We start from the raw sequence: 20070 nt of genomic DNA on the forward strand, positions 1-20070 counted from the left end.
TATCGATGTAGAAATAGAAATTTAAATAGGAGTCAAAAGAGTTTAAATACTACTAATGAACATATGAAAAATTGGAACAAAAAGATTGTCTAAATTACTATACGATAGTGAAACAAGAAGTCCCTAGAAAATTAAAAGGAAGAGTTCACATTATAATCTAGGCGTTATTTTTACTATTGCTATCAGGGGGCAGTATTTTGAAGAATTTAATAAACTAATAAATTTTGCAAACGCAAATGATGTAAGTACTGAATTTTAGTGCTTATACCGATCAAAGAGTGGAAAATTGTTAAAGAGTATTTTAGATGGTGTTGTGGATATTGATACACAATTCAAAGTTGAAGAATATATTGTAGATTTTTACGTATCAGAGGTCGGATTAGTATTCGAATATGATGAAAAACACCATAAAAAACAAATTGATGCAGATGAAGAACGTCAAAAATTATTGAGGAGAAATTAGGGGTTGAATTTATAAGGGTTAATGAAGGCGAGGAACTTTATGGCCTCAACCGTGTTATTAAGTTTTTAATGAAAAAAGAATTACAAAAATCAAATGGGGGTGAATAGAGTGCATAATGAAACCAATATACTAATCTACCAAACAGAAGAAGGTAACACAAAAATAGATGTTAGATTAGAAAATAAAACAGTATGGATGACACAAAAAGCAATAGCAGAATTATATCAAACCTCACCTCAAAATATTACGCTTCATATTAAAAATATTTATGAAGAAGCAGAATTGCAGGAAGAGCAAACTTGTAAGTATTACTTACAAGTTCAAAATGAAGGTTCAAGAGAGGTGAAAAGAAAAGCGAAACACTACAACCTTGAAATGATTATCGCAATCGGCTACCGAGTACGCTCCCACAGGGGTACACAATTCCGCCAGTGGGCGACAGAGCGTTTGAATGAATATCTTGTTAAAGGTTTTACAATGGATGATGACCGACTAAAAGAAATGCGTAACTTTGGACAAGACTACTTTGACGAGTTGCTTGAACGTATCCGAGATATTCGTACTTCGGAAAGAAGGTTTTATCAAAAGATTACGGATATATATGCAACGTCAGTTGACTACGATCCGAAGGCTGAACAATCACAGGAGTTCTTTGCAACGGTGCAAAATAAATTTCACTTTGCCATACATGGTCATACAGCATCAGAACTAATTGTAAGTCGAGCAGATGCTACAAAGGAAAACATGGGCTTAACGTCATGGAAAGGTGATAAAGTACGCAAGCAAGACGTTAGAGTTGCAAAAAATTACTTAAATGAAAAGGAAATGAAGCAACTAAATCGTATTGTAACGATGTACCTTGACTATGCAGAAGACCAAGCAGAGCGGAATCAACCGATGCATATGAAAGATTGGGTAGACAAGCTAACTGCTTTTTTACAATTCAACGGGCGTGAAATTCTTGAAAATGCAGGCAGGGTATCAAAAGAGGTAGCTGAAAAGTTAGCAGTAAAAGAGTATGAAAAGTTTAATCAGAATCGCATCGAAAAGCGTGATAGTGGTGATTTTGATGACTTCATAAAGAAAAATGAGTTGAAATAATACCGAGATAGAGAGTACTACAATTGGAAATATATTTAGAGATTTTATCTATATGGTTACAGAGTGACTTAAATTAATAGTTGCTCAACTAAATCAAGGTTTAATCGAAGGGACATCCAAAACGGTTACTGACACCGATGTAGGTAAAATAAACGCAGGAGTAGATTTTTTGAAGATATTGAAAGACCGCCAAGTAAAACATTACAATTTTCTACTCATCGATCTGATACACTTTCCACCTACCAAAAATTACACATTATGATCTTTCACACGGTAAATATCACCATTTAAATGTATAATGACAACGCTTTCTTTTTGGTGGTAAAATAAACAAGAATACTTATTGTGGTTGTGTTGCCAAAATTGACATTGCAATACGCTAGAAAACAAAGCTCTTTACTCGTAGTCAAGTAAAAAAAATTAAAATCCAGGTGGTGTTTGTATTGAAAAAGCAAGGCTTTAATCCTTACCTTCCTTCATGGGAGTACATTCCTGATGGTGAACCTTACGTCTTTGAAGATCGTGTTTATGTTTATGGATCACATGATCGTTTTAACGGCCATGCATACTGTCTGAATGATTACGTCTGTTGGTCTGCTTCAGTAGATAATTTAGCGGATTGGAAGTATGAAGGTGTGATTTATAAAAAGACCGATGATCCAATGAATGCAGAAGCTAACATGTGTCTTTATGCACCGGATGTCAGCGTTGGTCCGGATGGTAGATATTATTTGTACTATGTCTTAGACAAAGTACCCGTTGTCTCCGTGGCGGTGTCAGATACACCTGCTGGTAAATTTGAGTTTTATGGTTATGTTCACTATTCAGATGGAACGCGCTTAGGAGAACGAGCAGGTGATGAACCACAATTTGATCCAGGTGTAGTAACCGAAGGCGATAAAACGTATCTTTATACGGGATTTTGTAGTCCTGGTGATCAATCAAGAAGTGGCGCGATGGCGACAGTACTTGATAAAGATATGCTAACGGTTTTAGAGGATCCAGTCTTTGTTGTGCCAAGTCAATCGTATAGTGCAGGAAGCGGCTTTGAAGGTCATGAATTTTTTGAAGCTCCCTCAATTAGAAAAATAGGTGATACTTACTATCTTATCTATTCTTCTATTGTTATGCATGAGTTGTGCTATGCAACGAGCAAACACCCAACAAAAGATTTTGTGTATGGTGGTGTGATTGTAAGTAATAATGATCTTCATATCGACACGTATAAGCCTACTAATAAGCCAATGTATTATGGTGGTAACAATCATGGAAGTATCGTTACTATAAAAGGCGATTGGTACATATTCTATCATCGTCATACCAACGGATCTAATTTCAGTAGACAAGGATGTATGGAGCCTATTGTGATACAAAATGATGGCACCATTCCTCAAGTAGAAATGACTTCCTGCGGCTCTAATGGTGGTCCGCTTGAAGGTAGAGGAGAGTATCCAGCCTATATTGCGTGTCACCTCTTCTGCGATGATGAGGCGGTGTATACAGGAGACTTGTGGATGGATACCCAATTTCCTAAAATCACACAAGACGGCAAAGATGGTGATGAAGAAATAGGCTATATCGCCAATATGACCGAATCAGCGACAGCAGGCTTCAAATATTTTGATTGCCAGGACATTAGAACGATCAAAATTAAGGTGAGAGGTTATTGCAGTGGAGCATTTGAAGTGAAAACAGCGTGGGACGGAGAACCACTAACGACCATTCCAGTAGCATTTACAAATGTTTGGACAGAATACCAATCAGATGTGGTTATTCCAGATGGCATTCAGTCCCTATACTTCACGTATAGAGGGAATGGTAGGGCGAGTTTAGCTTCGTTTACACTTGAATAAACGTTAAGAGTGGGAGGGAAACATGAACTTCCACTCTTTTTAATTATTTCATCTAATTCTTTTTTCGATAGCGAGTACGAATTATTGTGTTGATTAATGCATTGAGCAAAGTAAAATATCCTTAAATTAAGAAAAACCTGCACTTAGTAATATTAAGGTGAACCATATGAACCAAACCAGTTCTATAGATGATTTGTCTGTTTTTGGCATAGTTAACATTAATATTGTAATAACACCCTGTTAATGTAATAATGTGGATGTGAGGCTGATACAATAAGACTTCAATTGAGAGTTAGATAGTAAGAAAACCCGAAAAATAAAATTCAAACATTTGATAAATAAGGGACGATAACAATGATAAAAAAAGAATTTATGAGGTATATGAGATCAAAGTTTCATTTCTTGCTTCTATTAATTTTAGTATCAATTGGATTAGCAAGTTATTATTTCTCGTTTCTGGAATTGGAGTTATTCCGAGGCCAACTAAATACTGTTAGTCAAGATCTTAATAGGGGTGCTCTTCAAAGCCTTATTGATAACTTTGGGTCCATGGTATATTTCACAGATTTTATTTTCTCCAATGATTTTTATCAATTGTTTATCATTATTCTATTTTTAGGGATGGGTGTTTCTCTTTCATCAACTACAATGCGTTATATGAAGTCTGGACTAGGAAATACTGTTGTTGTGAGAACAGGATATAAACGCTTCCTTAAGGAATTAATTATTGCCCAATCTCTTTATATTGCAGTACTTATCATGATAGTCATGAGCCTATTGTTTATAATTGCTTTAATCATAAGCGGAGGTTCATTGAGTCCGGTTAACTTGGGAGAAAGTTCATTTGCTTTTGTACAGATGTTAGGTATTGTTATAGCTCATATAGGGATACTTATCGTTTTTTCTGTAGTAGTCAATTCAATCACGTTACTGACCCCGTTATTTATAAAAAATTTATATATAATTCAATCATTTCCAGCAGTGATGTTCATCGTTATTCCAATCATTTTAGGGTCTACTTTGGCAAACTTATCTCCTTTTCTCGGGCAGGTTAGTTATATTATGATTCCTTTTATTACACTTGCAACCATACCTGATTATTTCATAACAGATATCTCTAGCACCTCTGCAATGATCCAATTGATACCAATACTATTTTTAATTATCCTAGCATTTATTATTTTCCGATTAAATGTTTATCGGTTTTCTAAAGAGTACTTATGAAAAGGGGCAGAGGAATTGTAATTATATTTTCGTTTTTTTCCTAATTATTATTTATTCAGCTATGGGCGATGTATTTAAGCGAAGTGATTTTTCGTCTCACCTTATCTAAATAATGCCCAAAAATACTAGTTTAACTGATTTGGAAGTATATATCTAAATTACACACTTATATGTAAGGATTGTTTAACATGATAAAGCGCTATTTCATATATTCGACTTGCTATTTTATCCTCCTGCTAGCTGTTGGAGAGGATGAGGGAGTGCACTTAACTTTTAACTCTATTCGATCGCTAATCATTCCCTATAATCAAGAGACTCAAGGTATCAGCGTTTTTCTCCTAGTATTAAATTTAGGATTAGTTTTGCTTTTTGTCGATGTTATTATTAAGGGAACTGATGATTTTTTTACACTGAGCCCATACGCTTTAACAAGAGCGGGAAAGGTGTATTTTTTCTTCCTGTATATAAAGCAGATAGGCAGAATGCTAGTTATTGTTATCGCAGCTAAACTAATAATAGATATGGTTATAGCTTTACCAGATTTTAATCAATTAACGGCTGTCTTTGCTTTCGCAATATCTACTATACTTACTGTATTTTTTTTGACGATGTCGGTATTTTTAATGCGTCTAAAAGGGCTGGAATTGCAGTTGATTTATTTCCTTCTATTGCTTCTTACGTTAACGACTCAAATCCTTTCGTTCTCCATTGAGTTTTTTGGGATATTTGTTATTGCATCGTTAGGATTTTTGGACAATTTTTGGATTATTATTTCAGGAAAAATTGTTTTATGTCTCATACTAATTTTAATAAATTATGTTTCCATAAGAAAATATGAATCTTTAGGGAGTTGATTTCGATGATTGATATTAGAGATGTTCACAAAGATTTGAAAGATAAAAAGGTCTTGAACGATTTAACGATAAATTTTAAAGAACAGAATGCTTATTTACTTAAGGGGCATAATGGTAGCGGAAAAACGATGTTACTACGGTTGGTTTGTGGTTTGATAAATCCGTCTAAAGGCAAAGTAACCTATAATAAAAACTACAGGTTTGGCATTATAATCGAAACACCTCAGTTTTTGAATAATGAAACGGCTTTTTACAATCTGAAATTTTTAGCAAGTATCAACAAAATTATCGGTGATGAAGAAATTGTTCAAGTTCTAAAGAGATTGAATTTATATGAATCGAAAGACAAAAAGGTTAAATCTTTTTCTTTAGGTATGAAACAGAGACTGGCGGTTTGCCAGGCGATTATGGAAAATCCAGATGTGCTATTACTTGATGAACCTTTTAATGCGATTGATGATGATAACATAAAGGTAGTTTTAGAAATCATTGATGAGTATAAACAAGAGGGGAAACTTGTTATCGTTGCAGCTCATGGATTAAACGATGCCGATGTCCAAGTTTTCGACAAAGTTATCACATTACAAAATGGTGCAATTCAAGGAATTACGAAAGTAAACGCCATGTGAAAAATTGATTTTGATAAAAGAGAACTCACAGAAAAAAAGAAAAGCAATCAAAAAAAGTTGGTGTAGAACCCCACGTCAACTGCTATGGATGTATAAGTCCAATAACCTCGTTTCCGAACAAAGTTTATATTATATATTTTTTTCTTTTACAACCCCTGTTTAATTTAGAAAATTAAACATTGCACCTTCATGGAGTGGATTTCATCATTCAGCTGTTCTAACGGTGGGTGTATCCACCTTATCATAGGTATCACGACTCTACCACAGCAAGATTCAAGGGTTTTTAATGCTTGGGTATTACAGCCGAGTTAGATGTAACCCATCATTTACATAAAAAATATCTATCCTCAAAAACAAACTTGATTCCTATTATATAATGAAAAGACGGAGCATATTTTAGTTACAGTAAGAAGACAAACTACTTCACGACTATACCATTATAAGTAACAATTCTAGTATAGAAAGGACATGGTTATGAGTGTATTAGATTTGATAGATGTAGAGAAACATCAGCAGGATAGAGTTGTATTTCCCTCGATTTGTTTGAAGGTTGGTGAAGGCGAGGTGGTTGCCATTCACTCGACGACAGACATTCGCAAGTGTTTGTTGCATATTTTTACTGGACAAGAGCATATTTCAAATGGTGAAGTATGGATAGAGCATGAAGTGATGAAGCATGGGAAAATCTCTAAAAAACAAAATATTGGTTATTTCTTTTTAGACGAAGGACTGTATGAGCGTTTAAGCGTAAAGGACCATCTGCTGTTATTTAAAGGATTATTCACATCATCGTTAAACGTAGAAGATATCTTACAACTGGTGAGATTGGAGGCGAAAAAACAAACAAAAGTAAAGCAGTTAACTTTTTCTGAGAAGAAAAGACTGCAGATGGCGAAGTTGCTTATTCAAGATCCAAGTCTCTTTATTTTGGAAGAACCAGATCAAAATGTCGACATCGAAACAAAACGAATTTTTATCACGATTACAAACCAATTAAAAACGCAAGGAAAGGCGATAGTAATTCTAACAAGTAATATGGAAAGTGCGATCACATTTTCTGATCACGTATATCGACTTAGCGAAGAAGGTTTGCTTGCAATAGAAATGCCCGCTACCTTAGAAGCGGAAATTCAGGTGCAAGAATCTGCGGAGGAGGCAGATGCAGTAGTGATTTCTTATAAAAAAATCCCTGCTAAAGTGAGTGATAAATTAATTTTGTTTAATCCGCCAGAAATAGATTATATTGAAAGTCACGACGGACAATCCAATTTACATATTCGAGGGGAAAGCTTTCCGTGCATGTTCACTTTAAATCAATTAGAAGAAGAATTACAATCGTTTGGCTTCTTTAGATGTCATCGTTCTTATATTGTTAACTTGCAAAAGGTCAGAGAAGTGGTGACTTGGACGAGGAATAGTTATAGCTTGATATTAGAAAACGCAAGGAAAACCGAAATTCCGTTATCGAAAAACAAAATGACTGATTTAAAGGGAATACTCGGCTTAAAATAACTCCTTTTAACCGGTTAAATACTCTTTTCACCGTGAAAATGCTGACAATGCGTGTGGTGTCTCTTATTCTTTAGTTGCAAGTATTGTGACGAAGAGGAGGAGTACGATGGAAAACATACTCAGTGTAAAATCATTAAAACATGTTTTTTCGAAAAGTACAGCTATCGATAATATGAGTTTCGAAGTACAAAGAGGTGAAATATTCGGTTTCTTAGGTCCTAGCGGTGCGGGAAAAACGACTACAATAAAAATATTGACTGGTCAACTTCATCCGACGAGTGGAACGGCGTTGCTTTTTGATGTTCCTTCCACACAGGTAAATCAACCGAAATATTTAAAAAAATTTGGGGTGATGACAGATAATAGTGGGCTATACAATAGACTTAGCGTATATGATAATCTCCATTTATATTGTGAGTTGTATTCTGTGGAAAATAAGCAGAAAAGAATTGATGAGGTATTGGATATGGTAAATTTAATGGATGAGAAAAGAAAGGTGGTTTCCAAGCTTTCAAAGGGGATGTTGCAAAGAGTAACGCTCGCGCGCGCATTGTTGCATGAGCCAGAATTACTTTTTCTCGATGAACCAACAGGTGCGCTAGATCCTGCTAATTCGAGGCATATCCACCATGGACTTCAGGAACTTAACCGCAGAGGCACTACAATATTTTTAACGACTCACGATATGCTAGAAGCAGAGTCTTTATGTCATCGAGTGGCATTCCTTAACAAAGGGAAAGTTCAATTGTTGGATGAACCGTCTAAGTTACGGAGAAAATATTCTGATGATACCTTGACGGTTGAGTTAGTAACCGGAGAAAAACGAATTCTAGAAAACGGTCCAAAAGGCGCGCAAAAGCTGTATGAATATATGTCAAGCGGTCAAGTCGTCACCTTGTTTTCAAATGAACCGACATTAGGAGATATTTTCGTGGATGTAACAGGGAGGTCGTTAGTATGAGTTTCTCATTGAAGCGGATATACGCCATTTTTTACAAAGATCTCAAAGATTTGATGAAGAATATGTTCGTGCTGACCACTGTTCTAACACCGGTTCTTTTTGCTGTTTTGACTGTACAATCAGAGCCGCTTCATTTTGATGTACATTATCTCATCATCAATCTAGTTTTCATTATGACGACAGTATTTTTACAAGGAGCAATCATTGCAGAGGAGAAAGAGAAAAACACGCTACGCGGATTAATGATGTCACCAGCAACAACGACTGAAATATTGATTGGAAAAAGTGGGCTAAGTGTATTACTAACGATAATAACATTAGCGCTCTGTATTCGAATCACAGGCTATGAATTTGTTTATGCAAATGCGTTATTTTTGGCGCTGTTTCTGTCATTCATTCTATATCTTGCGATGGGAACACTGTTAGGGCTGTTAGCACGAACTGTTGTGGAAGCTTCTTTGGTTCTCATGCCTCTCATGTTTGTGTTTGGACTGGGATCGCTTTTGTTAGAAATTATCTCTGATTATCCGAGTTTGGTATTTTTGGAATATCTCCCTAATTTTCATTTGCAATTTTTAGTCGAAGCGGTGGACGCAGGGAAAGCATTTCGGGAGGTTACGGGAAATTTAATCGTCATTGCACTTTGGATGGTATTCGTCTGCTTTTTAACCGTCATGGTTTATCGCAAAAGGGAGGTAGACGGGAAATAAGCAGGTTGTTCAGTCACTTTTAACGGACAAATGTCCACTTCGAGGGTCTGATTCGAGATCCAAGCTATTGACATTTTGTGAAAAATGAATAGTCTTAAACCTGAGTTTTGTAGATAAAGAACAACTTCAATCAGTGGGGGTATTTAGGTATTCTACCACTGATTGTTAGCCCTAAAGGATGACACCTAAAGGCCCTTGAACCATTCGAGGTGCTAGCGTCCGTTACTCCCACTTAAACAACTTGGTATTCTCCTTGTTTTGAAGTGGGAGTCTTACGGACGGTTGCTCCGGGGTAAAAAATAAAAACAGCCTTAACCCATTGTGAACATTGGGTTTGAGGCTGTCATTTTTTTTGCTAGTCCACATTCCAGGAAATAGCAAGTTTTCTTATGTCTTGAAAACTATTTCACAAAAAATTACAATGAATCAAAATAGATATTTAACATAGGGATCATCTTCTATTAGCTTAATCTCTTTTTTCATAGTGTCCTTGACATAGATGCCAGTTTAAGGGAAACTTTTCTTTAATAAATGACATTGTATTTAAAGACCTAAAAAACAGAGCCTGCAATAAATTACTATTACAAACCAAGTGGGGGAGGAGGAACAAAGATGAATTTAAGAAAGTACGGAGAAAAAGATTATAAGATAGCTGTGATTCATGGGGGACCAGGTGCTGCGGGAAGCGTAAAGCCTATATGTGAGGAGCTATCTATGTTTTGTGGCATATTGGAACCTCTTCAAACTGAACCGTCAGTAGAAGGACAGCTCATGGAGTTAAAAGGAATATTAGAAGAGAATGCTAAGGACCCGATAATTTTAATTGGTCATTCATGGGGAGCTATGTTAATTTACATGTTTGCAGCAAAATACAATCATTTAGTAAAAAAAATTATCCTTATAGCAAGTGGCTCTATTGAAGAAAAGTATTACAAAGATTTACAAGATAACAGAGAAGGTAAGCTGACAGAAGATGAGAAGATTGAGCTAAATAGATTACAACAGATTTTCTCTAATCCCGTTGGTCATGACATGAATAGGGTGTTTGCAAAGTTTGGTGCACTCATGGATAAGCTTGACAGCTATGCCCCGATGGAAATCACTAATGATGATAGTCTGTATAACTATGAAATATTTGCAAAAGTCTGGCCTGAAGCTCATGTTCTGAGGAAAAGTGGTTCTATGTATGAAATAGGAAAGAATATAAAATGTGAAGTTGTTGCTATTCATGGGGATTATGATTCTCATCCAGCTTATGGTATTAAAGCATCTTTAGAAAAGATAATTGCTAAATTTAAGTTTTATAAATTAGAAAACTGTGGTCATAGCCCTTGGACAGAAAGCTATGCTAAAGATGAGTTCTATAAAATTCTAAAAGATGAGATTTTATAGAACTATAAAGGAGCTGAGGAAGGGTTCAACTCCAAGCTATTGACATTTTGTGAAAAATGAATAGAATAGTCTAAAATACATGTTTAAATTCAATGACAAAGAGAGTAGTTATTTGAGAAAGCAAAGCGAATCAGGGGTGGTGGGAGCCTGGTCAAGGATCAAATAATGAAACGCACTTTGTAGATGCTTTCCTGAACAGGATTATGTAGGGGGAGTCGGGGTGAACCTCGTTATCAAATGGAGTGGTTTTTTATAAAAACAAGTAGAGTGGTACCACGGGCTAATTTAAACTCCCGTCTCTTTTCATACGAAAAGAGACGGGAGTTTTTTTATTATAGGAGGGAATAGGAATGGATAATAAAACCGCTTTTGTTGATGTCCTATATGATCAGTTAAAAGATCATTTGGACAAAAGTAAGTTGAATAGTATGATTGAGAAACCGAAAAAAGAAAGCATGGGTGATTTGGCATTTCCTTGTTTTGAATTGGCGAAAGTGTATCGAAAGTCTCCTCAAAACATTGCACTTGAACTTACAAAGGAAATGACGTTGCCCAATCTCTTTCAGAATGTCGAAGCTGTAAATGGTTATGTTAATGTGTTTTTAAACAAAGAAGAAGTATCATCTTATACCATTCAAAAAGCCCTTTCGAAAAAGGAGAACTATGGAAATGTAAACATTGGAAACAAAGGTGTAATCACGATTGACTTTTCCTCACCCAATATCGCTAAACCTTTTTCAATGGGACATCTCCGCTCAACGGTGATTGGCAATGCATTAGCACGAATCTCGGAAAAATGTGGGTATAACGCTATACGAATTAACCATTTAGGTGATTGGGGAACACAGTTCGGAAAATTAATTGTTGCTTATACATTGTGGGGAGATGAACAAAAGGTAAAAGAAAATCCGATAAAAGAGCTGTTAAAATTGTATGTGCGTTTTCATGAAGCGGCAGAACAAGATGAAAAATTAAATGACAAAGGGAGACAATGGTTTAAGAAATTAGAAGATGGGGATGAGAGAGCCTTAGAATTATGGAGTTGGTTTAGGGAGGAGTCATTACAAGAGTTTACCAAAATATACGAGCTATTAGGTGTGAACTTTGATTCAACGCATGGGGAGGCATTTTATAACGATAAAATGGATAGAGTGATTCAGTTATTGGAAGAAAAGAAATTGTTAAAAGAATCTGATCAAGCTAAAGTAGTTGAAATAGACGACGATCTACCGCCTTGTTTGATAAAGAAAAGGGATGGAACTACTCTTTATGCAACACGTGATTTAGCAGCCGCCATTTATCGTCAAGATACGTATAAATTTGTTCGGTCATTATATGTTGTAGGAAATGAACAAACGCTTCATTTTAAGCAACTCTTTCTTGTTTTAGAAAAAATGGGGTACAAATGGCACAAGGGACTGAAACATGTTGCTTTTGGCATGATGTTAAAAGACGGGAAAAAAATGTCTACACGAAAAGGAAAAGTTGTATTGTTAGAAGATGTATTAAATGATGCGATTACTCTAGCCAAGAATAACATAGTAGAGAAGAATCCAACTCTCGATTCTAAAGACAATGTTGCTCGTCAAGTGGGGACAGGTGCTGTTATTTTTCATGACTTAAAGAACTATCGTTTAAATGATATTGAATTTTCATTAGAGGATATGTTGAGGTTTGAAGGGGAAACAGGCCCATATGTTCAATACACACATGCACGTGCCTCGTCTATTTTAAGAAAAGGCGATTATCAGGAAAGTAATGATGACGTAAACATATCAGATGTTGAAGCATGGTCGATAATAATAAATTTATTGGATTTTCCAGATGCGATAAAGCGTGCTTATGAGGGGAGCGATCCTTCCCAAATTGCGAAATATGTACTCGAACTTGCAAAAGCATTTAATAAATACTATGGATCTGTTCGTATTTTAGATGATAAGGAACATAAACAGTCAAGATTGTCCCTTGTACATTCGGTTCAAATTGTCCTTAATGAAGGATTACGACTTTTAGGCATAGAAGCACCTAACGAAATGTAGTAATAGAGAAATTAGACTTTATTAACGCAATTTTTATTGAAAAAACAGTAACGAGCTTGTGGACTCAAGCTCGTTAAATTTGTAATTTCTCTTCATATAACCACAGTAAACCATAATATAAAGTGAAACTTCAATCAGTGGGGGTTTTAGGTATTCCCCCACTGATTGTTAGCCCTAAAGGATGACCTAAAGGCCCTTGAACCATTCGGGGTGCTAGCGTCCGTTACTCCCAATTAAACAACTTTATATTCTTGTTGTTTTGAAGTGGGAGTCTTACGGACGGTTGCTTCGGGATAAATGGTGGTAAAACAGAGGAGATAAATAGAAGTTACCAATGCTGTTATTTGGTTAAGTTAGTTAGTGTATTATTACATAAGAGAAGTAGAATGAGAGTAAGTTAGATCATAGTAAAAGTTGTGATCGCACTGCAGAATGAGGTAGACATCTTAATCGATCAACACATTATCTTGACCAGTGAAAAAAAGATAATGGAGATAAATTTGAATAAAACATATACATGCATTTGGAGGAACTGGCGAGGTATGATTTTTCTGACATACACCAATTACTGCATTTACGAACAAAGATATTATACATTATATTACTACTTATATATCGGCTTAGATGGATAGGTCCAATCAATAATTAGAAAAATATAAAAATCCACGAATTAAAGTTCATTATGGAAGTAAAGTCTATCTGAGAATCAATATCTACAATAGGAGGACACAGTCAACCTACTATTTGGAGTGCAAAACAATGAAAGCGTTAACATTATTCTATATAGATGTAACTTTGTTCTATTCATGAAGAGTTGTCTACGATGTAAGCTATAAGAGAAGCAAAACTTGAAAAATAACTTCCTAGGAGGAAAAATGATGAACAAGACATTTTTAAAGTTTGGTGTTGTTATTTTCGTTAGTTTGTTTTTTATAGTGGCTTGTGGAAATGAGAATGATGAAGGTGGAGAGGAAACGGGCGAGTATGCTGTTAACGGAGAAGTCACACTTGATTTTGCAATTTGGGATTCCAATCAAGAACCTGGACTTAGACAAATTGCTGATGCATTTGAGGAAGAAAATGACGGGATTCGTATTAACATTACAGTAAATGGATGGGCTGATTATTGGACGATGCTCGAGGCTGGAGCGACAGGTGAGTCATTGCCTGATGTGTTTTGGATGCATTCAAATGAAATTCACCGCTATGCTTCTAATGACATGCTAATGGTACTTAATGATCAGGTCGATGCCAGTGATCAAATTGATATGGCGAACTATCCAGAAGGTCTTGTAGAAATATATACACTGGATGATCATTACTATACGATACCAAAGGACTATGACACGATAGGGCTTTGGTACAACAAAACGATGTTTGACGAAGCTGGTGTTGACTATCCAGATGAAAGCTGGACGTGGGATGACCTGTATGACGCAGCAGTCGCGTTAACAAAAGATGATGGGGAGCAGTATGGCATCCTTACACCACTTCATAGTCAAGAGGGCTATTATAACTTTGTCTATCAAAATGGTGGAACGATCATTACTGATGATAAAGTATCTGGGTATGATGATCCAAATACGATAGAAGCATTAGAATTCTATATTAATTTTGTTCGTGAAGGCTTGTCTCCACAAATTTTCGGCGATGCTGAGCGTGCGACGGTGCTTGAAAATGGTCTTGCTGCAATGGGCTTTTTCGGCTCTTGGAATTTAGCGGGATTTTCAGAAAATGAGTATATGGCTGAGCATTTTGATGTAGCTGTCTTGCCTGCCTCTAATGACGGAGGAAGAGCTTCAATTTTTAACGGGCTAGGTAATGCGATTGCATATAACACGGACCATCCTGAGGAGGCTTGGCGCTGGGTTGAATATCTTGGATCAGAGGAAGGTCAGAGAATGCAGGCTGAACTTGGTATAGCGATTTCTGCATATGAAGGAACAGCGGATGCCTGGGTTGATTCCAATGATTTATTTGACATAGAAGTTTTTATCGACATGGTTGAGTACGGTCAAATCAGGCCATATTCGAATACGACAGGAGTATGGGAAGACCGAGCTTATGAAGAGCTCAATGGTGCTTTTACTGGAGATAAGACAGTAGAAGAAGCGGCCAATGACGCCGCAAGGGTAATGAATGAAAGCCTAGAAAGAGAAGACTAGTGAAATAGGTGATCATGTCGGTGGCATGATCACTTCCTATATTTCGACAATACAAATATGTCTTTAAAATATGGCCAGTTAGGAGATGATCGTGTGCTACATTCAAGCAAGGCCGCTCGAAAACCGAACAAGAAGAACTTGAACGAATGGATGTGGGGCTGGTTCTTTATTGCGCCAACGATGATAGGTTTACTCATTCTAAATATTATACCGATTTTTCAGACGCTTTATTTGAGCTTGTTTCAAAGTGGTGATTTTGGAAGAGGAGATATCTTTGTTGGGTTTGATAATTATATAAGAATGTTTAATGATCCGCAGGTATGGCATGCGGTAAGAAATACACTTGTTTATACGTTACTTGTCATTCCAATTTCTATTGCTATCTCTTTAGTCATTGCTGTGTTGTTGAACGAAAAAATAAGAGGAAGAACAATTTACCGAACTATTTTCTTCCTTCCGATGGTTGCAGCTCCTGCAGCTGTTACTATGGTATGGCGTTGGATGTATAATAATCAATTTGGTTTTTTTAACTATTTATTAAGAAGTGTCGGCTTAGAGTCAGTCGATTGGATTAACAGCCCGAATGTTGCATTGATTTCAATCGCAATTATCGGTATTTGGAGTATTATTGGCTATAATGTTGTGTTGATGTTAGCGGGTTTACAAGAAATCCCGAAGGACTACTATGAGGCGTCGATGATCGATGGAGCGAGCTCTATCTATCAACTTTTTAAGATCACGATCCCGCTATTGTCTCCAACACTTTTCTTTATTACTGTCACAACAATTATTCAGTCGATGCAGGTATTCGATTTTATTTATATGATGGTTGACGTAACAAGCCCGGCTTATAACAGTACGGTGTCCTTAGTTTATTTATTTTACAACAATTCATTTAGATACAGTAATCGTGGTTATGGATCAGCAATTGTTATGTTATTACTGGTAATAATTATGATTATTACGGTATTCCAAATGAAAGCCCAGAAGAAATGGGTTAATTACAAATAGAGGGGTGGAAAAAGTGGATAAGAAAAGTAAATCGATTAATAAAATTCTGCTTCATAGCTTTCTAATTTTAGGATCGGTTATTATGATATTCCCATTCGTATGGATGCTGCTTACTTCTTTTAAATCCGTAACAGAATCGACGTCAATGAATCCATTTGTCTTCTTTCCATCCGAATGGAGATTTGAAAATTATGTAGAAGTGATCAGACAGAATAATTTCTTTGTTCTCTACTATAATACGCTGGCGATGATGTTCTTCCGTGTGTTATTTGCAATCATGTTTAGCGCGATGGCTGCATTTGCCTTTGCGCGCCTAAAGTTTCCCGGAAGAGATTTTTGCTTTGGGCTCGTTCTTTTTCAAATGATGGTACCACCGCAAATATTTATTATCCCGCAATATCTAATGATTGATGCAATGAATATGCGTAATACGATTTTTGCATTGGTTTTTCCGGGGCTCGTTAGTGCTTTTGGTACGTTTTTATTGCGTCAATTCTTTATGGGTCTACCGAAGGAGCTGGAGGAAGCAGCTATTATTGATGGAGCTAATTACGGACAAATTTTTCTGCGCGTCATGCTGCCTTTAGTAAAATCAGGCATGATTGCTCTTGGTATCTTTACCGCCTTATTTTCGTTTAAAGATTTAATGTGGCCAATCATTGTGAACCCGAATGAGAATGCGGCTGTTCTATCATCAGCTTTAGCTCGGATGCAAGGCGCTTACTCCGTCCATTATCCACAATTGATGGCAGGTGCAGTCCTGGCAATCTGGCCAATGCTACTTGTCTATTTACTATTTCAAAGAAACTTCATCGAGGGGATATCCACATCTGGTGGAAAACTATAAGTCGTAGGAGGATATTATGCCAATCCAATTTCATGAAAAAGAACAAACCTTTCATATTTTTAATGATGAAATCAGTTATATTTTTAACATCCTGAATAATAATCAGTTGGGACATCTCTACTATGGTAAGCGAATTACGGATCAACCGAACTATAGCCACTTAACTCGAGTTAAGCATCGCTCTTTATCCGCGTATATAGTTGATGAAGAAAACCCAAATTCACTATCATTGCACCATACGATGCAAGAGTATCCAACATATGGGACAACAGATTTTAGGTACCCGGCTTATGAGATTATACAGGAAAACGGAAGCTCAATTACTAACTTCGAATTTAGCTCGTATCAAATCTATCGTGGAAAAAAAACGATTGATGGATTGCCCGCAACTTATGTGGAAGAAGACGATGAGGCAACGACTTTAGAGATTGTTCTAAGTGATAAATTAATTAACGCGGAGCTTATTTTAAGCTATACCATTTTTGAAGAGCTCCCTGTTTTAACAAGACATAGTCGCTTTGTCAATAAAGGGACCGCCCCGCTAATGCTAACGAAAGCAATGAGCAGCGTGATTGATTTTCCAGATTATAATTATGAGATGGTACACCTTGCAGGTGCTTGGAGTCGGGAGCGACATGTAAAGGTGAGGAAACTTGAACAGGGGGTTCAAAGTATCCACAGCATGACTGGTACCACAAGCGCTGAGCATAATCCTTTTATCGCATTAAAGCGTCCTCATACAGATGAGAATAGCGGAGAAGCATTTGGCTTCAACCTTGTTTATAGCGGCAATCACCTTGGGCAGATCGAGGTTGATACTTTTGATCATACTCGCATTTGTCTTGGTATACATCCAGACACGTTTGAGTGGAAGCTAGCTGAGGCTGAGCAATTTCAGACACCAGAAGTTGTAATGGTCTATGCGGACCAGGGATTAAACAAAATGAGTCAAGCCTATCACAAGCTTTATCGAACAAGACTTGCTCGAGGGAAGTGGCGTGATAAACCTCGTCCAGTTCTCGTAAATAATTGGGAAGCCACCGAGATGGAATTTACTGAATCACAAGTAGTGGAAATCGCAAAAGCAGGGAAAGCACTTGGAGCAGAACTGTTTGTCTTGGATGATGGGTGGTTCGGTGATCGTAATCATGATCGAGCAGGTTTGGGTGACTGGAATCGGACGAATTTGACCAAACTACCTGAAGGGATTCCGGGTTTAGCTAGTAAAATTGAACAGTTAGGTTTGAAATTCGGTTTATGGTTCGAACCAGAAATGGTTAATAAGGATAGTGAGCTATATCGGGCGCACCCAGATTGGATCATACAGACACCAGATCGAAGTGCTTCCCCTTCGCGCAATCAGCATGTGCTTGATTTTTCACGTACCGAGGTGGTTGATTATATTTACGAAGCGATGAGAGAAGTGCTTGCAAGTGCACGAATATCTTATGTGAAATGGGACATGAACCGTTATATAACAGAGTGTTTTTCACACGGTAGAGCAGCAGTTGAGCAAGGAAAAACCTTTCATAAGTATATATTGGGTGTGTATAGCTTATATGAACGACTAATTAATGAATTTCCTGATATTTTATTTGAGTCGTGTTCAAGTGGTGGTGCTCGTTTTGATCCAGGTATGCTTTATTATGCACCGCAGGTTTGGACCAGTGATGATACAGATGCAATAGAGCGGTTGAAAATTCAATACGGCACATCTTATGCTTACCCGCTCAGTAGTATGGGTGCTCATGTATCAGCCGTCCCAAATCAACAGGTAGGTAGAATAACACCTATTGAAACAAGGGCGAATGTCGCCATGTTTGGGGTTTTCGGCTATGAATTAGATTTAAATTTACTTTCGGATAAAGAAAAGCAACAAGTTAAGCGCCAGATTGCGTTTTACAAAAAGCATCGAAAGCTAATCCTAGAAGGAAACTTTTATCGAATCACCAGTCCGTTTTCAGCAGGTGAAACAATATGGATGGTAGTATCTGAAGATCAAACGGAAGCGATATTTGGTTTTTACAAAACATTAAATCAGCCCAATAAGCCGATCAAACGCTTCAAGATGGTTGGTTTAGACCCAGATCAAGCTTACCAAATCAATGAGGATACGAAGCAGGTTTATTATGGAGATGCACTCATGTATGCGGGTATTATAATTGATGATGCACAACTATGTGAAGATGGTGCTGACTTTTCATCAACTATTCTACACCTTAAATCTATTCGCTGATAAAAAACAAACAGCCCCAAAGCATATCAATGCTTTGGGGCTTAACAATGTTATTCTTTTTTATTTGAGTAAATGGGTTCCTGCTGTTGGGTTCGAAACACAGTCGGACTTACCTCATAGAAGTTTTTAAATACTTTTGAAAATGTTAACGGATTATCGTACCCAACTCTCGATGCAATGACACCGATCGGCAAGTCAGTAGTCTTCAATAAGCTACAAGCTTTTTCAAGCCGATATTTAACGAGATATTCTTGCGGTGAGGTATTAATGGTTTTTTTAAAAATGGTCGTTAAATAACTGCGATTAATCCCGATATACTGGGCAATATCATTTACTTTGATATTTTTTTCATAATTATGCTTAATGAACTCTAACGCGTGATCCACGTAAATTTGATAGGGGTAATCATAAATATCCGCTTCTTTCGACTTTATATCATATTTTTCCTGAACTAGAGCCGATAGGAACAAGTAGAGATAGCCTTCTCGTTTCAGATCGTTAGCATATGTTAGTTTACTCGCATTCAGCATCTTGTTAACGATAGCTATCAGATTTTCTTTATTGTAAAACTGATTTACACGATTTTCTTTACTAAAGGAAGCATTCGTTAATGCATTTTCAGCTTTTATTCCATTAAATCCAACCCATATATAAGACCACGGTTCTGTTTCATCCGCTTGATAGTAGGTAGTTTCATCTGGGTATATCAAAAAAGCATCATGCTCACTAAGATGATAACTTTTGCCGTCAGCGTTAAAAACGCCTTTTCCTTTAATGACATAATGCAATAAAAACTCGGTCCTACTTATTGGACCATAGGAATGACTAGGATCACAATCTTCAACGCCACAATAGGATAAGTATAATTCATATGAATTTTTCTTGAGAAACTCTAAGCACTTATACCTTGCTGATTTCGTTAATTTAGGTCGCATAGTCCATCCCCATATCACGTTTAATATGATAATTATACTATTATTTAAAATAACTGTCTAACTGGATGACGGGTGCCCATGAACTAGAAGAGAAACAAGTGAAACGCCAGTAATAGAGAATGATGACGAGGCAAAAAA

The 20070-nt window shown here is 36.6% G+C and carries 16 protein-coding genes and 1 other annotated feature; of the genes, 15 read left to right on the forward strand and 1 reads right to left on the reverse strand.

The features are described 5' to 3' along the window. Positions 1 to 286 precede the first annotated feature (286 nt). The 15 genes from OWO01_RS03390 to OWO01_RS03460 all read left to right on the forward strand — a co-directional run bounded on the left by OWO01_RS03390 (position 287) and on the right by OWO01_RS03460 (position 18997). Complete coding sequence (locus OWO01_RS03390) at positions 287 to 463, forward strand: DUF559 domain-containing protein (RefSeq protein ID WP_268779021.1); 177 nt, start codon at positions 287 to 289, stop codon at positions 461 to 463. A gap of 108 nt (positions 464 to 571) precedes the next feature. Beyond that, positions 572 to 1564, forward strand: a complete 993-nt coding sequence (locus tag OWO01_RS03395) for a virulence RhuM family protein (protein WP_268779022.1) — start codon at positions 572 to 574, stop codon at positions 1562 to 1564. A 443-nt stretch (positions 1565 to 2007) separates the two neighbouring features. After that, positions 2008 to 3417 (forward strand): family 43 glycosylhydrolase, encoded by a 1410-nt coding sequence (locus OWO01_RS03400; protein WP_268779023.1) that lies wholly within the window; start codon positions 2008 to 2010, stop codon positions 3415 to 3417. Between the two features lie 354 nt (positions 3418 to 3771). Continuing rightward, the gene (locus OWO01_RS03405) at positions 3772 to 4641 is read left to right on the forward strand and encodes a hypothetical protein (protein ID WP_268779024.1); all 870 of its coding nucleotides are present in this window, start codon (positions 3772 to 3774) and stop codon (positions 4639 to 4641) included. A 188-nt stretch (positions 4642 to 4829) separates the two neighbouring features. After that, positions 4830 to 5495: a hypothetical protein gene (locus OWO01_RS03410; RefSeq protein WP_268779025.1), complete on the forward strand. Its 666-nt coding sequence runs from the start codon at positions 4830 to 4832 to the stop codon at positions 5493 to 5495. Between the two features lie 5 nt (positions 5496 to 5500). After that, on the forward strand, positions 5501 to 6124 hold the full coding sequence (locus tag OWO01_RS03415; RefSeq protein ID WP_268779026.1) for an ATP-binding cassette domain-containing protein: 624 nt from the start codon (positions 5501 to 5503) through the stop codon (positions 6122 to 6124). A 474-nt stretch (positions 6125 to 6598) separates the two neighbouring features. Further along, positions 6599 to 7636, forward strand: a complete 1038-nt coding sequence (locus OWO01_RS03420; RefSeq protein WP_268779027.1) for a LytTR family transcriptional regulator DNA-binding domain-containing protein — start codon at positions 6599 to 6601, stop codon at positions 7634 to 7636. A 106-nt stretch (positions 7637 to 7742) separates the two neighbouring features. Beyond that, entirely contained in the window at positions 7743 to 8597 is an 855-nt protein-coding gene (locus OWO01_RS03425) for an ABC transporter ATP-binding protein (RefSeq protein WP_268779028.1), read from the forward strand. Further along, complete coding sequence (locus OWO01_RS03430; RefSeq protein ID WP_268779029.1) at positions 8594 to 9307, forward strand: ABC transporter permease; 714 nt, start codon at positions 8594 to 8596, stop codon at positions 9305 to 9307. The genes OWO01_RS03425 and OWO01_RS03430 overlap by 4 nt, the downstream gene beginning before the upstream one ends. A 612-nt stretch (positions 9308 to 9919) precedes the next feature. Next, entirely contained in the window at positions 9920 to 10699 is a 780-nt protein-coding gene (locus OWO01_RS03435; protein WP_268779030.1) for an alpha/beta fold hydrolase, read from the forward strand. Positions 10700 to 10782: 83 nt separating this feature from the next. Then, positions 10783 to 11003, forward strand: a binding site (T-box leader). Positions 11004 to 11049: 46 nt separating this feature from the next. Further along, positions 11050 to 12738 (forward strand): arginine--tRNA ligase, encoded by a 1689-nt coding sequence (gene argS / locus OWO01_RS03440; RefSeq protein WP_268779031.1) that lies wholly within the window; start codon positions 11050 to 11052, stop codon positions 12736 to 12738. 878 nt (positions 12739 to 13616) lie between these two features. Continuing rightward, positions 13617 to 14903, forward strand: a complete 1287-nt coding sequence (locus OWO01_RS03445) for an ABC transporter substrate-binding protein (RefSeq protein ID WP_268779032.1) — start codon at positions 13617 to 13619, stop codon at positions 14901 to 14903. A 93-nt stretch (positions 14904 to 14996) separates the two neighbouring features. Continuing rightward, on the forward strand, positions 14997 to 15914 hold the full coding sequence (locus tag OWO01_RS03450) for a carbohydrate ABC transporter permease (protein WP_268779033.1): 918 nt from the start codon (positions 14997 to 14999) through the stop codon (positions 15912 to 15914). Positions 15915 to 15927: 13 nt separating this feature from the next. Continuing rightward, positions 15928 to 16761, forward strand: a complete 834-nt coding sequence (locus OWO01_RS03455; RefSeq protein ID WP_268779034.1) for a carbohydrate ABC transporter permease — start codon at positions 15928 to 15930, stop codon at positions 16759 to 16761. A gap of 16 nt (positions 16762 to 16777) precedes the next feature. Further along, positions 16778 to 18997: an alpha-galactosidase gene (locus OWO01_RS03460; protein ID WP_268779035.1), complete on the forward strand. Its 2220-nt coding sequence runs from the start codon at positions 16778 to 16780 to the stop codon at positions 18995 to 18997. Between the two features lie 50 nt (positions 18998 to 19047). Here OWO01_RS03460 and OWO01_RS03465 read toward each other — a convergent pair whose 3' ends face one another. Further along, positions 19048 to 19932, reverse strand: coding sequence for an AraC family transcriptional regulator (locus OWO01_RS03465; protein WP_268779036.1), 885 nt, complete (start codon positions 19930 to 19932; stop codon positions 19048 to 19050). Positions 19933 to 20070 lie beyond the last annotated feature (138 nt).

The sequence above is a fragment of the Natronobacillus azotifigens genome, from assembly GCF_026805325.1.
Classification (GTDB): domain Bacteria; phylum Bacillota; class Bacilli; order Bacillales; family Amphibacillaceae; genus Natronobacillus; species Natronobacillus azotifigens.

Bases quoted from the DNA above. Each gene is read 5' to 3' on its own strand.
- OWO01_RS03460 (WP_268779035.1), top strand. From the start codon at position 16,778: ATGCCAATCCAATTTCATGAAAAAGAACAAACCTTTCATATTTTTAAT.
- OWO01_RS03410 (WP_268779025.1), top strand. From the start codon at position 4,830: ATGATAAAGCGCTATTTCATATATTCGACTTGCTATTTTATCCTCCTG.
- OWO01_RS03415 (WP_268779026.1), top strand. From the start codon at position 5,501: ATGATTGATATTAGAGATGTTCACAAAGATTTGAAAGATAAAAAGGTC.
- OWO01_RS03445 (WP_268779032.1), top strand. From the start codon at position 13,617: ATGAACAAGACATTTTTAAAGTTTGGTGTTGTTATTTTCGTTAGTTTG.
- OWO01_RS03425 (WP_268779028.1), top strand. From the start codon at position 7,743: ATGGAAAACATACTCAGTGTAAAATCATTAAAACATGTTTTTTCGAAA.
- OWO01_RS03430 (WP_268779029.1), top strand. From the start codon at position 8,594: ATGAGTTTCTCATTGAAGCGGATATACGCCATTTTTTACAAAGATCTC.
- OWO01_RS03435 (WP_268779030.1), top strand. From the start codon at position 9,920: ATGAATTTAAGAAAGTACGGAGAAAAAGATTATAAGATAGCTGTGATT.
- OWO01_RS03465 (WP_268779036.1), bottom strand. From the start codon at position 19,932: ATGCGACCTAAATTAACGAAATCAGCAAGGTATAAGTGCTTAGAGTTT.
- OWO01_RS03405 (WP_268779024.1), top strand. From the start codon at position 3,772: ATGATAAAAAAAGAATTTATGAGGTATATGAGATCAAAGTTTCATTTC.
- argS (WP_268779031.1), top strand. From the start codon at position 11,050: ATGGATAATAAAACCGCTTTTGTTGATGTCCTATATGATCAGTTAAAA.
- OWO01_RS03420 (WP_268779027.1), top strand. From the start codon at position 6,599: ATGAGTGTATTAGATTTGATAGATGTAGAGAAACATCAGCAGGATAGA.